The sequence below is a fragment of the Sphaerisporangium sp. NPDC049457 genome, from assembly GCF_055586705.1.
Map to the genome: position 1 here is coordinate 39582 of NZ_JBVJHR010000025.1, position 11936 is coordinate 51517.

At 71.6% G+C, this 11936-nt stretch carries 12 protein-coding genes, 1 pseudogene and 1 riboswitch; of the genes and pseudogenes, 7 read left to right on the forward strand and 6 right to left on the reverse strand.

Annotation, left to right across the window (positions count from 1 at the left end; genetic code table 11):
- Positions 1–30: 30 nt before the first annotated feature.
- The 3 genes and pseudogenes from ACZ6QO_RS32515 to ACZ6QO_RS32525 all read left to right on the forward strand — a co-directional run.
- Positions 31–798: pseudogene (locus ACZ6QO_RS32515) on the forward strand (DeoR/GlpR family DNA-binding transcription regulator); the annotation flags it as partial.
- Between the two features lie 194 nt (positions 799–992).
- Positions 993–2066 carry a galactose-1-phosphate uridylyltransferase gene (gene galT / locus ACZ6QO_RS32520; protein ID WP_465856387.1) on the forward strand — a complete coding sequence of 358 codons (1074 nt, stop codon included), beginning with the start codon at positions 993–995 and terminating at the stop codon, positions 2064–2066.
- 73 nt (positions 2067–2139) lie between these two features.
- Positions 2140–2277: riboswitch (cyclic di-AMP (ydaO/yuaA leader) on the forward strand.
- 34 nt (positions 2278–2311) lie between these two features.
- Positions 2312–3253 (forward strand): coiled-coil domain-containing protein, encoded by a 942-nt coding sequence (locus ACZ6QO_RS32525; RefSeq protein WP_465856389.1) that lies wholly within the window; start codon positions 2312–2314, stop codon positions 3251–3253.
- Positions 3254–3437: 184 nt separating this feature from the next.
- On the opposite strand, the gene ACZ6QO_RS32530 is transcribed toward ACZ6QO_RS32525, so the two are convergent.
- Together ACZ6QO_RS32530 and ACZ6QO_RS32535 are read right to left on the reverse strand one after the other, a co-directional pair.
- The gene (locus ACZ6QO_RS32530) at positions 3438–3806 is read right to left on the reverse strand and encodes an MmcQ/YjbR family DNA-binding protein (RefSeq protein ID WP_465856391.1); all 369 of its coding nucleotides are present in this window, start codon (positions 3804–3806) and stop codon (positions 3438–3440) included.
- 20 nt (positions 3807–3826) lie between these two features.
- Positions 3827–5134, reverse strand: coding sequence for a M50 family metallopeptidase (locus tag ACZ6QO_RS32535; protein WP_465856393.1), 1308 nt, complete (start codon positions 5132–5134; stop codon positions 3827–3829).
- Positions 5135–5381: 247 nt separating this feature from the next.
- Here ACZ6QO_RS32535 and ACZ6QO_RS32540 point away from each other — a divergent pair, with 247 nt between their 5' ends.
- Positions 5382–5987 (forward strand): response regulator, encoded by a 606-nt coding sequence (locus ACZ6QO_RS32540; RefSeq protein WP_465856395.1) that lies wholly within the window; start codon positions 5382–5384, stop codon positions 5985–5987.
- 17 nt (positions 5988–6004) lie between these two features.
- Here the strand turns inward: ACZ6QO_RS32540 and ACZ6QO_RS32545 are convergent, their stop codons facing one another.
- A complete protein-coding gene (locus ACZ6QO_RS32545) occupies positions 6005–7123 on the reverse strand; it encodes a PP2C family protein-serine/threonine phosphatase (protein WP_465856397.1) in 1119 nt (372 codons plus the stop codon).
- A gap of 119 nt (positions 7124–7242) precedes the next feature.
- On the opposite strand from ACZ6QO_RS32545, the gene ACZ6QO_RS32550 reads away from it, so the two are divergent.
- Together ACZ6QO_RS32550 and ACZ6QO_RS32555 are read left to right on the forward strand one after the other, a co-directional pair.
- Positions 7243–8499: a GNAT family N-acetyltransferase gene (locus ACZ6QO_RS32550; RefSeq protein ID WP_465856399.1), complete on the forward strand. Its 1257-nt coding sequence runs from the start codon at positions 7243–7245 to the stop codon at positions 8497–8499.
- Between the two features lie 41 nt (positions 8500–8540).
- A complete protein-coding gene (locus ACZ6QO_RS32555) occupies positions 8541–8750 on the forward strand; it encodes a hypothetical protein (protein WP_465856401.1) in 210 nt (69 codons plus the stop codon).
- A 113-nt stretch (positions 8751–8863) separates the two neighbouring features.
- On the opposite strand, the gene ACZ6QO_RS32560 is transcribed toward ACZ6QO_RS32555, so the two are convergent.
- The gene (locus tag ACZ6QO_RS32560; protein ID WP_465856403.1) at positions 8864–9337 is read right to left on the reverse strand and encodes a ribose-5-phosphate isomerase; all 474 of its coding nucleotides are present in this window, start codon (positions 9335–9337) and stop codon (positions 8864–8866) included.
- Between the two features lie 133 nt (positions 9338–9470).
- Between ACZ6QO_RS32560 and def the strand changes: the two genes are divergently transcribed.
- Positions 9471–9959 carry a peptide deformylase gene (def, locus tag ACZ6QO_RS32565; protein WP_465856405.1) on the forward strand — a complete coding sequence of 163 codons (489 nt, stop codon included), beginning with the start codon at positions 9471–9473 and terminating at the stop codon, positions 9957–9959.
- A gap of 46 nt (positions 9960–10005) precedes the next feature.
- Here def and ACZ6QO_RS32570 read toward each other — a convergent pair whose 3' ends face one another.
- A complete protein-coding gene (locus ACZ6QO_RS32570; protein WP_465856407.1) occupies positions 10006–10485 on the reverse strand; it encodes a hypothetical protein in 480 nt (159 codons plus the stop codon).
- A gap of 18 nt (positions 10486–10503) precedes the next feature.
- Positions 10504–11910, reverse strand: a complete 1407-nt coding sequence (locus ACZ6QO_RS32575) for an aldehyde dehydrogenase family protein (protein ID WP_465856409.1) — start codon at positions 11908–11910, stop codon at positions 10504–10506.
- Positions 11911–11936: the final 26 nt, after the last annotated feature.

The following is an 11936-nucleotide window of genomic DNA, read 5'->3' on the forward strand; positions in this document are numbered from 1 at the left end:
TTTGATGGAACTTGGTGGAGAGGTGAGGCGATGCTGGCCCAGCAACGGCAGCAGGCGATCCTCGAGCGCGTCCGCAGGAACGGCGCGGTACGGGTCGCCGACCTGGTGCGCGAGCTCGGGGTGTCCGACATGACGATCCGCCGCGACCTTGAGGCCCTGGCCGAGCGCGGGCTGGTCGACAAGGTGCACGGCGGCGCGACCGCCACCGGCGCCGGCTCCACCGAGGAGCCCGGATTCGCGGCCAAGTCGGTGCGCCAGCAGGCCGAGAAGGAGGCCATCGCCCGCCGGGCCGCCGAGCTGGTGCGCCCGGGCAGCGCGGTCGCGCTGTCGGCCGGCACGACCACCTGGACCCTCGCCCACCACCTCGTCGACGTCCCGCACCTGACGGTCATCACCAACTCCGTGCGGGTGGCCGACGTCTTCCACCGGGCCGGGCGCGCCGACCAGACCGTCGTGCTCACCGGAGGCGAGCGCACCCCCTCGGACGCGCTGGTGGGCCCGGTCGCCGTGGCGGCCATCCGCGCGCTCAACGTCGACACGCTGATGCTCGGCGTGCACGGCATGAACGTCAGGGCGGGGTTCACCACGCCCAACCTCCTGGAGGCCGAGACCGACCGTGAGCTCGTCGCGGCGGCGCAACGGCTGGTCGTCCTGGCCGACCACAGCAAGTGGGGCACCGTCGGCATCAGCACGATCGCCAGGCTGGAGGAGGCCGACGTGGTGGTCAGCGATACCGGCCTGCCCGAGGAGGCGCGGTCGGCGCTGTCCGAACAGGCCGGCACGCTCATGCTGGCCGATCCGGGCGAGACGACGCTCCAGACGGCGGCGCACGACGCCGCCGCGGAACCCGCCGTCCCGTCGGGCCGGACGGCACAGAGCCCGGAGACGGGACAGGCGGCGCGGGCCGTCGCCGGAACAGACGAACGAGCGGCGCGGGCCGCCGGCAGAACCGAACAGGCGGCGCAGGATGCCGCCGGACAGGAGGTGGCCCGATGAAGCGGACCGTCACCCATCTCGCGGACGGGCGAGAGCTGATCTACTTCGACCGCCGTGACGGCGCCGACCGCGGCGCGGCCGACACCCGGGATCTTCCCGCGCGTCCCCCGGCCTCGGAGCTGCGCTACGACCCGGTGATGGACGAGTGGATCGCGATCGCCGGGCACCGGCAGAGCCGCACGTTCCTGCCGCCCACCGACGAGTGCCCGTTGTGCCCGTCGCGGCCGGGCCACCCCACGGAGATCCCGGCCGCGGACTACGACGTCGCCGTGTTCGAGAACCGCTTTCCGTCCTTCAGCTTCAATCTCGGCCACTACGAGGACGTCGGCGGCCTGAGCGAGGTGCGGCCCGGCGTCGGCCGCACCGAGGTGGTGTGCTTCACCGCCGACCACGACTCCTCCTTCTCCCGGCTCTCGCCCGAGCAGGTCGACCTGGTGCTGCTGGCGCTCGCCGACCGCACCGAGCGGCTCTCCCTGCTGCCCGGCGTGGAGCAGGTCTTCCCGTTCGAGAACCGCGGCGCGGAGATCGGCATCACGCTGGCCCATCCGCACGGCCAGATCTACGCCTATCCGTACGTGACGCCGCGCACGCGGCAGATGCTGGCCTCGGCCGCCCGTTACCGCGAGCGCACGGGCGGCGATCTGTTCGCGGACGTGCTCGCCGCCGAGCGCAAGGCCGAGACGCGCGTCGTCGCGTCGAACGAGCACTGGACGGCGTTCGTCCCGGCGGCGGCGCGGTGGCCGTTCGAGGTGCACGTCTACCTCAACCGCAAGGCCGCGGACCTGCGCGAGCTGGACGCCGAGGAGCGCGCGGCCTTCGGCCCGCTGTACACCGACGTGCTGCGCCGGCTGGACGGGCTGTTCGGGGTGACGATGCCGTACGTCGCGGCCTGGCACCAGGCGCCGGTGCGCACCGGGCGCGACCTCGCCTACCTGCACCTGCAGCTGTTCAGCATCCGGCGGGCGGCGCAGAAGCTGAAGTACCTGGCCGGGTCGGAGTCGGCGATGGGGGCGTTCGTCAACGACGTGCTGCCCGAGGAGGCGGCCCGGATGCTGCGGTCACAGCCGTGACTCACAACACGTCAATGCCCGGGGTCGCCATATATACGGATCTACCACTAGCATCCTTCAGACACCGGCCGTAACGGCCGGTCCGCCTAATCCCAGGCGCCCCGCCTGGGAGCCGGGGACCCAATGGTTCCTTGGGGTGAATCCACTCAGGTGGTAGGGCGACTCCGGCCCGAACCCGTCAGCTAACCCGGTCGGCAGATGGAGAGGAGTGGGCTCTGCCCCCGACTTCCGGTCGCCATGCTTCCGTGGCCGCCTGCGCTCTGGTCGTGGCCGCTCTCGTGCTCGGCCCGTCAACGGCGGGGAACGCCGCCCCCAAGCCCACCGAGAAACAGCTCAAGGCGCAGCTGGCCGCGCTCGGCAAGCGGGTCGACAAGCTGATCGTCACCTACAACGCAAAGCGCGTCGCGGTCGCCAAGGCCAAGGCCGAGGAGAAGACGGCGCGCGAGCGGCTGAAGGCCGCCGAGACCGCGTTGACCGCGTCCGCGGGCCAGGTCGGCGACATCGCCCAGCTGCGCTACCAGGCGGGCAGCGGCCTCGGCATGATGCGGGAGGTCCTGGCCCCCGGCTTCGGCGGCGCGGCGATGCTGGAACAGCTCCAGGCCGAGCAGGCGGCGAAGATCGGCCAGTACACAGCCGCCCGCGACGACCGCAAGAAGGCCGCCGACGACGCGGCCGCGCTCACCGACCGCCTGCGCGAGGACGTCGTCGAGGTGACCTCGCAGCGCAAGGACGCCGAGCAGCTCATCGCCCAGATCAAGGACAAGCTGGACCGGCTCGTCCCCATCGCCCCCGGCAAGCGGGCGAACGGGTCGTGGGCTCCCGAGCTGCCCGCCGGCGGCGACAACATCACCCCGCGGACCCGGCTGATGCGCGCCGAGGTCAAGGACCACTTTCCGTTGCGCTTCCCCGTCGGCTGCTACCGCGCCGAGAACAGCGGGGAGCACCCTCTGGGCAGGGCGTGCGACTTCATGCTCAGCTCGGGCGGGGCGATGCCCTCGCCCGCCGGCGTCGCGATGGGCGAGCAGGTCGCCGCCTGGGCCATCAAGAACGGCGGCAAGCTGGGCGTGAAGTACGTGATCTACCGGCAGCGGATCTACAACCTGGGTTTCCCCGGCTGGCGCGCGATGGCGAACCGCGGCGGCATCACGGCCAACCACTTCGACCACGTGCACATCTCGATGTACTAGCGCCACGAGCCGATGTGCCGGCGCCGCGAGCCGTCCGGCCGCTCGGCTGAGGGTCCGGAGCGGGACGGCGGCGTCAGGGTACGGCATCACGGCGGCGCGGCGGAGTGAAACTTCCACTTCGACACAGGCCTGGAGGTGCGACTTCCGTGACCCGCCGCCCGGCCGGACCAGGCGGCCCGAGGGCTCAGCCGAGCCGGCCGAGCAGGCTCTTGGGAGCGACCAGCCGGTAGGCGTCGGTGACGATCTCGGCGATCTCATCCCAGTCGGCCGCCACGTCGAGATAGACGCCGAGCCAGCCCCTGTGACCCACGTAGGGCGGCCGGAAGAACCGGTCGGGCGCCTCCGCGACCAGGGCTTCCTGTACGCCGGGCGGGGCCGCGCACCAGAAGGCCAGGCGGTCGTCGTGGTGGTGGTCGGCGAACATCACGAAGGTCTTCTTGCCCCGGATGAACCATGTGGGCTCGCCGTGGCTCAGCCGCTCGCTGGTCTCGGGCAGCGCCAGGCAGAGCGCTCTGAGCCGTTCGAGCGCCTCCGGGGCCTCCAACGTCTCCACGCGACCCCCCTCTGAGCGGATCAGCCCGGCAGCCGGATGGGGTTGACGATGTCGGCGTAGATGAGCAAGGTGCCCATGGCCACCAGCATGAGCGCCACCGCGTACGTCAGCGGGAGCGCCTTGGCGATGTCCACATGACCCGGCATCGGCCGGCGGCGCACCCGGGCGTACCCGCGCTTGAACCCCTCCCACAGACCACCGGCGATCTGACCGCCGTCCAGCGGCAGCAGCGGGATCAGGTTGAACATGCCGACGGCGAGGTTGAACCCCGCGAGCAGCTGGATGAACCCGGCGATCTTGTTCTCCAGCGGGATGGCCGCGGCGGCGATCTGGCCGCCGAGGCGCCCGGCGCCGACGACGCTCTGCGGGCTGTCGAGGTCGCGCTCGGCGCCGCCGAAGGCCGCCTGCCATACCCCGACGAGCTTCTGGGGCATGTGCAGCAGCGCGTCGGCGCTGCGCTGGACCAGGTCCACCATGAAGCCGAAGACGTAGCCCGGCCCCTGCTTCTCCACGACGAAGACGGGGGTGATGCCGAGGAAACCGACGTTCTTGTCCAGCTTGGTGGGATCGTCGAGGGAGGGGCGGTCCTGCGCGATGAGGGTGGTGTTCAGCGTCATCGGCCTGCCGTCACGCTCGATGCCGATCGCGACCGGGCCGGCGCCGTGGGCGCGGATCAGCGCGGTGGCGTCCTCCCACGACCGCACCGGCTTGCCGCCGAACGACACGATCTTGTCGTTGGCCCGCAGGCCGGCGACCGCCGCGGGGGTGGGCCGGTGCGCCGGCGTGCACTGCCGGCCCTTCTCCTGCTCGGCCACGGTGATGACGCACTTGGAGACCTCGCCGACGGCGGGCTTGGGCACCGAGATGCCGAAGCCCATCAGGACGACCGCGAACAGCGCGAAGGCCAGCAGGAAGTTCATGGCGGGGCCGCCGGTGAAGATGACGACTCGCTGCCACCAGGGCTTGCGGTACAGGACGCGGTCGGCGTCGCCGGGCTTGACCTCCTCCAGCGATGCCTGCCGGGCGCTCTCGATGAGCCCTTGCCACGGGCCTGTGGACATGTTGCGCAGTTTGTTCGGATCGTCGGTGGGCCTCGGGGGCAGGGGGCCGATCATACGGATGTAGCCGCCCAGTGGAATCCACTTGAGGCCGTATTCGGTATCGCCCCGGCGGCGCGACCACAGGGTCGGCCCGAAACCGACCATGTACTGCGTCACCTTGACGCCGTAGTACTTGGCGGGCACCAGATGGCCCAACTCGTGGAGGGCAATGGACAAGGCCATCCCGACGAAGAAGATGAGAAACCCGGCCACGACGAGCCAGCTCATACGTGCTACCCCCACCTGCGGAGAAGATGCCTTCTGTTTGGATTGCCCCTTCCGAGCGTAACCGAACGCGCGAGGACTTCGGTCTCCCCCGGAATACAACTCTCAACGACCAAGCGTAGGAGTGACTTGCGCGCGGTGGAGCGAATCGGGAGACTGCATTGACGGTAAGCAATCATGTAGACACCGTGGGATATGAGCTGGCGAAGCATAATTTGCCGGATCTGTTCCAAGGCCCCAAGGGAGCACCTTGATACGCATCCTGGTTGCCGAACATCTCCCGCTCGTGCGGCGGGGCCTCGTGGCCTCGCTGAACGGCGAGAAAGATCTCATGGTGATCGCCGACGTCGCCTCCGGCGAATACATCGTGCCGGCAGCCATGGAGCTCGCGCCCGATGTGGCGGTGATCGACGTTGACCTTCCCGACGTCGACGGGCTCACCGCTGCCGCGCGCCTGCACCAGAAGGCCCCCCGCTGCAAGGTGGTCCTGCTGTCGGCCCGGCCGAACCCCGGGCAGGTGCGCCGGGCCTTCGCCGCCCACGCACTCGGCTTCCTGAGCACGAACGTCGCCCCCGAGCACCTGGCGGACGGCATCCGCCGGGTCGCCTCGGGACGCAAGGCCGTCGACTCCGACCTGGCCATCGCCGCCCTCACTTCGGCCGACAACCCCCTCACCCCTCGCGAGCAGGACGTTCTGCGCATCGCCGCGCAGGGGGCGTCCTCGAAGGAGATCGCCGCGAAGTTGTACCTCTCAGTGGGAACGGTCCGAAACCACCTGTCGCGCATCATCTGCAAGACGGGAGCGCGCAACCGCGCCGACGCGGTGCGCATCGCGGCGGAGACCGGCTGGCTCTGAGACCCGGGCCGCCATGGTCACGGCCGCCAGATGAGGATCAGCGCGCAGTCGTCGTTGTGCCCGGCCGACATGGAGTTGACCAGCGGCCGGGCGCCGTCGTGGAAGCCCGAGGGCACCAGGCGCTCGGCCTCGCCGAGCAGCCGGTCGAGCCCGGAGTCGATGTCGCGCCCCGGCTGCTCGATCAGGCCGTCGGTGTAGAGCATCAGCGCGTCGCCCTTGCGCAGCACGCCGCTGTCGGGCTCGCAGTGCAGATCGGGGACGACGCCCAGCACGACGCCCTTGGCGGCCGACACCTGCCAGGTGCCGGTGCCCGCGTCGAACTTGACCACCGGCGGGTGCCCGGCCGAGGTGATCTCGTAGGCGCCCGTCGACAGGTCGAGCCGCAGGTGGACGGCGGTGACGAACCCCTCGCCCTCGGGCTGGCGGTGCAGGTAGGCGTTGCAGGCGGGCAGGAAGGACTCGACCGAGCCGAGCAGCCCGCCGAAGGTGCCCGAGAGCATCAGGGCGCGGGTGCCCGCGTCGACCCCCTTGCCTGACACGTCGACCAGCGCGACCTCCAGGATGTCGCCGTGGCGCATGGAGACCAGGAAGTCGCCTCCGAAGGAGGAGCCGCCGGCCTGCTTGAGCACCACGCGGGAACCCCAGTCTTTGGCCGGCAGCGGCGGAAGCTCGCCCTGCCGCTTGAGCCGGTCTCTGAGTTCCAGCAGCATCACGTCGCCGCGCAGGCCCTGCACGCCGAGCTTGCCGCGGGTGCGCGCCATGAGAAAGGCCAGCACCGTCGTGAACCCGATGGTGACCAGCAGCCCGGGGCCCACGGAGCGCACGCCGAGCACGATGGCGATGTAGGACAGGGCCACGGCGACGGCCCCGACGAGGACGGCCAGGCTGCGCATGCGAAGCTGCAGGCCGCCGACCAGGGTGACCAGGATGAACAGGCTGGGCGAGAACCACTCGGTGGAGACCCGCGCGGCGAGGGCGCCGAGCAGCAGGGTGGAGACGCTCAGCGTGATGAGCAGGTTCCGATCACGCGCCAACGGTCCCCTCCGCAGGAATCGCACGATCCGCACCAGAAACGGGATGCGCACCAAGATCGCGCGGAGCCGCGGGGGGATCAACGGCGCCGGACGGGAAGTCATGATGCGCTCGACTCTATCTGCCCATCTGCCGTTTGGGCAGCCGACTTGACCAATACCTTGATCATTAAACGGGGATATTAGGTGGCCGATCCGGTTTGCCCGGTCATAACGTTGGCCAGGTGAACAGCGAACCAAGCGTGCGGCCGAGCACGGTCATCCGTCCGCTCGACGAGTCCGAGTGGCCCGCGTGGCTCGACGTGGACGAGGAGGCCTTCGCCGAGGACAACTCCCCCGGCCGGGCCGAGCGCTTCAAGGCGTCGATGGAGTTCGACCGCTCCCTCGGCGCCTTCGACGGCGACCTGCTGATCGGGGTCACCGCCGGGCTGACCTTCACCATGACCGTCCCCGGCGGGCCGAAGCCGGTCTGCGGCGTCACGGCGGTCGCGGTGCGGCCCTCCCACCGGCGCCGGGGCGTGCTGTCCTCCCTGATGCGGCGCCAGCTCACCGACCTGCACGAGGGCGGGGAGCCGGTCGCGGCGCTGTACGCGTCCGAGGCCGCCATCTACGGGCGGTTCGGCTACGGCAGGGCCACCGACAACCTGTTCTTCCGGATCCCGACCCGCGGGGCCGGTCTCGTCCCGCACGCGCCGGTCGACCCCTCCCTGCGACTGCGCCTGGTCCGGCCGCCCGCCGATGCGCGGGCCGACCTGCGGAAGGTCTTCGACGCCGTGCTCCCCACCCGCCCGGGCCTGTACGCCCGCAGCGACGCGAAGTGGGATCTGGTGCTGAACGACGACCCCGACTCGCGCCACGGGGCGAGTTCTCTACGCTGCGTGATCGCGGAGGACGACGCCGGGCCGCGCGGGTACGCCCTGTTCCGCGTCAGGTCGGGCTTCACCGACCATGACCTGCCCGACGGCGAGGTGCGGCTGTCGGAGCTGTTCGGCCTGGACCCCGCCGCCTACGCCCAGCTGTGGCGCCACCTGCTCGAGCGCGACCTGTGCGCGCGGGTGCAGGCCGCCAACCGCCCCGTCGACGACCCGATCATGCATCTGCTCGCCGAGCCCCGCCTGCTGCAGGCAGCGCACCTCGACGAGATGTGGGTGCGGCTGGTGGACGTCGACCGGGCCCTCGCCTCCCGCGCCTACGCCGCGCCGGTGGACGTGGTCCTGGACGTCCGGGACGCCGTCTGCCCGTGGAACGAGGGACGCTGGCGGCTGTCGGCGGACGCCGGCGAGGTCACCTGCGAGCGCACGAGCGAACCGGCCGACGTCGAACTGCCGGTCAGCGTGCTCGGCGCGGCCTACCTGGGCGGGCGCACGCTCGGCTCCTACCAGGCGGCGGGCATCGTCCGCGAGACCCGTCCCGGCTCGCTGCGCGCCCTTTCCGCCGCGATGGGCTGGGAGACCGCGCCGTGGGGCGGCCTGGTCTTCTGACGGGCGAGGCGCGGGACGCCGCGCTGACCTAGGGTGTGGGCATGGCACTGCAGAGCTTGCAGATCACCGCGATCACCGCGATGCGGGCGCGCGACGTCTCGCGCCCCTCGACCGGCCAGCAGGAGGCCGCCGACCGCCGGCCCCTGCGCGACGAGATGCCCCGCAAGGCCGAGACCCCGCGCAAGAACGAGCCGGCGCGACGGCCCGAGCCCGCCCGCAAGAACGAGACGCGCCGCCGCAAGGACGGCTAGGGCTCACCGGAGCACCACGCCTCGAGTGAGCCGTCCGGCCCCACGGCGGGCTCCGGCCCCCAGGGCGCGCGCCGTCCGGCCCGTGGGCGGGCCGGCGGGCGGGTGGAGGGCGGTCAGCGGCCGGGCAGGGGCGGCGTCTCGCCGGTGGCCTCGTACGCCCCCATCTGGTCGATGCGGCGCTGGTGGCGCTGCTCGCCGGAGAACGGCGTGCTCAAGAAGACCTCGACGAAGCGCGTGGCCTCTTCGACGGAGTGCATGCGGGCGCCCAGGCTGATGACGTTGGCGTCGTTGTGCTGCCGGGCGAGCGAGGCGGTCTGCTCGCTCCACGCCAGCGCAGCGCGTACCCCCCGCACCTTGTTGGCGGCGATCTGCTCGCCGTTGCCCGACCCGCCGATCACGATGCCGAAGGCGCCGGGGTCGTTCACCACGCCCTCGGCCGCGCGCAGCACGAACGCCGGATAGTCGTCCTCGGCGTCGTACACGAACGGGCCGCCGTCGACGACGTCGTGACCGTGCTCCTTCAACCAGGAGACGAGGTGGTTCTTGAGTTCGTAGCCGGCGTGATCGGCGGCGATGTAGACGCGCACGTGCCCCATTGTCGCAGCACGGCTTCCCCGCGGTCCATCGGGCCGCGCCGTATGCCGATCACCTGTCTCCATCGGCGGCGATTCCGTTACAGTAATAGGCGGTTGACCAGATCACCCCTTACAGGAGAGCCTGATGCGAGAGATCCGCGTGATCGGGGACCCCGTCCTGCGCACGCCCGGCGAGCCGGTCACGTCCTTCGACCGCGACCTGCGGCGGCTGATCGACGAGATGATGGAGACCATGTACGCCGCCGACGGCGTCGGCCTGGCCGCGCCGCAGATCGGGGTGTCCAAGAGGCTCTTCGTGTACGACGCCAGCGGGCGCAAGGGTCACGTCGTCAATCCCGAGCTCACCGTCGACGACGCCGATGAGGTGCTGGACGAGGAGGGGTGCCTTTCGGTGCCCAGCCGCGACACCGGCAAGCCGCTGTACGCGCGCACGCCGCGCGCGGCGGGGGTGACCGTCCGCGGGTTCGACCGGCTCGGGCGGCCGGTGCGCGTGAAGGCCCGGGGCCTGCTGGCCCGGTGCTTCCAGCACGAGTTCGACCACCTCGACGGGATCATCTACGTCGACCGCCTGCCCAAGGACGCCGCCCGCGACATCCTGCTGCGCACCCACTAGCCGCCACGCGCCCGCCTCGGCGCTCCCGCGCCGGGGCGGGCGTCGCCTAGAAGCCTTCCGGCGCGTGGTCCTGAGGGCCGCGTCGCGCCGCCCTGGGCAGCGAGGCCAGCCACAGCAGGGGGCGGGCGACCAGACCCAGGCCGGCCAGGAACAGGGCCGCGACGACGACCCACTCGTTGGAGCCTCCGGGGCCGTACACGTGCCCGCGCCTGCCGGTGTCGAACGCCGGCGAGGTGGCGCCGGGCGTGAAGGTGCCGCGCTCGCTGCCGTAGAACCCGATCTCCTGCCGCACGTCCCTGCCGTCGCGCGAGCGGAACGTGCCCACCCACGTGCACTGCTCATGGCCCGGGTGCTGGATGCAGTCGAGCCGCCGGGCGGTGAAGGTGCCCGGGACGCCGTGGCCGCGCACGGCGGCGAGGGCCGGGCCGGCGTTCTGGACGGCGAGCAGCATGAGCAGCAGCCCGCCGAGCGCCAGCGCCATCTCGAACGCGCTGATGCGGCGCGCTCGGCGGACCGACGGCTTCACTCGCGACCGCCCTTCTCGCTAAAGCTGCAGGGACTTGACCTCGAGGTACTCCTCCAGGCCGAACTCACCGAGCTCTCGGCCGACGCCGGACTGCTTGTAACCGCCGAACGGAGCCGAGGTGTTGAACCGGCCGCCGTTGATCGCCACCTGGCCGGTGCGCAGCCTGCGCGCCACGGCCACGGCCTCCTCCTGTGTCGCCGCCCACACCGCGCCCGACAGCCCGTAGGGGGTACCGTTGGCGATGTCCACGGCCTCGTCGACGGAGGTGTAGGGGATGAGCGACAGCACGGGACCGAAGATCTCCTCCTGTTCGATCACCATGCCCGGCGCGACGCCGGCGAAAACGGTCGGCTCGACGTAAAAGCCGCGATCGCGCGGCCGGTCGCCGCCGCCCGCGACCAGCCGGGCGCCCTCCTCCTGCCCCCGGTTGAGGTAGTGGACCACGCGGTCGCGCTGCGCGGCGGACACCAGCGGGCCAAGGCGGGTGCCCTCGTCGAACGGGCCGCCGAGGGTGTAGGTGCCGGCGACGGCCGCCGCCTGGGCGACCGCCTCGTCGTACTGGTCGCGGTGCACGAGCATGCGGGTCAGCGCCGAGCAGGTCTGGCCGGAGTTGACGAACGCGCCCGCCACCCCGAGCTTCACGGCGGTCGCCAGGTCGGCGCCGGGGAGGATCACGTTGGCCGACTTGCCTCCGAGTTCCAGCGCGACGCGCTTGACCGTGTGGGATGCCAGCGCCGCGACGCGCCTGCCCGCCCGGGTGGAACCGGTGAAGGAGACCATGTCGACGTCCGGGTGGGAGGCGATCGCCTCTCCCACGACCGGCCCAGGGCCGCTGACCATGTTGAACACCCCGGCGGGCAGACCGGCGTCGTGCAGGATCTCGGCGAGGGCGTAGGCCGCGAGCGGCGCGACCTCGCTCGGCTTGAGCACGACGGTGCAGCCCGCGGCGAGCGCGGGCGCCACCTTGCAGACCACCTGGTGCAGGGGATAGTTCCAGGGGGTGATCGCGCCGACGACGCCGACCGGCTCTCGCAGGATCAGCGAGTTGCCGACGCGCGTCTCGGCCTCGCCCCGCTCCTCCGCCAGCCGGGCGTGGTCGGCGAGCACCGCGGCGGGCATCAGCGTCTGCACCTTGAGCGCGAACGCGTACGGCGAGCCCATGTCGGTGGCGATGGTGCGCGCCACCTGCTCGGCGCGATCTTTCAGCAGGTCGGCCGCCGCTTCGAGGATCTTCCCGCGCTCGGCGGCGGCGGTGGCCGACCATGACGGGAAGACGGCGCGGGCCGCGCTGACGGCGCGGTCGACGTCGGCGGGGGAGCCCGCGGGCACCCGGTCGATGACCTGCTCGGTCGACGGGTCGATGACGTCGACGCCCTCACCCGACGAGGAGGTTACCCAGGCTCCTTGCACGTAAAGGTGACGCATGACCCTCGATCCTCGCGCGCGGTCCA

Bases quoted from the DNA above. Each gene is read 5' to 3' on its own strand.
- galT (WP_465856387.1), top strand. From the start codon at position 993: ATGAAGCGGACCGTCACCCATCTCGCGGACGGGCGAGAGCTGATCTAC.
- ACZ6QO_RS32535 (WP_465856393.1), bottom strand. From the start codon at position 5,134: ATGAGCTGGCTCGTCGTGGCCGGGTTTCTCATCTTCTTCGTCGGGATG.
- ACZ6QO_RS32545 (WP_465856397.1), bottom strand. From the start codon at position 7,123: ATGACTTCCCGTCCGGCGCCGTTGATCCCCCCGCGGCTCCGCGCGATC.
- ACZ6QO_RS32555 (WP_465856401.1), top strand. From the start codon at position 8,541: ATGGCACTGCAGAGCTTGCAGATCACCGCGATCACCGCGATGCGGGCG.
- def (WP_465856405.1), top strand. From the start codon at position 9,471: ATGCGAGAGATCCGCGTGATCGGGGACCCCGTCCTGCGCACGCCCGGC.
- ACZ6QO_RS32575 (WP_465856409.1), bottom strand. From the start codon at position 11,910: ATGCGTCACCTTTACGTGCAAGGAGCCTGGGTAACCTCCTCGTCGGGT.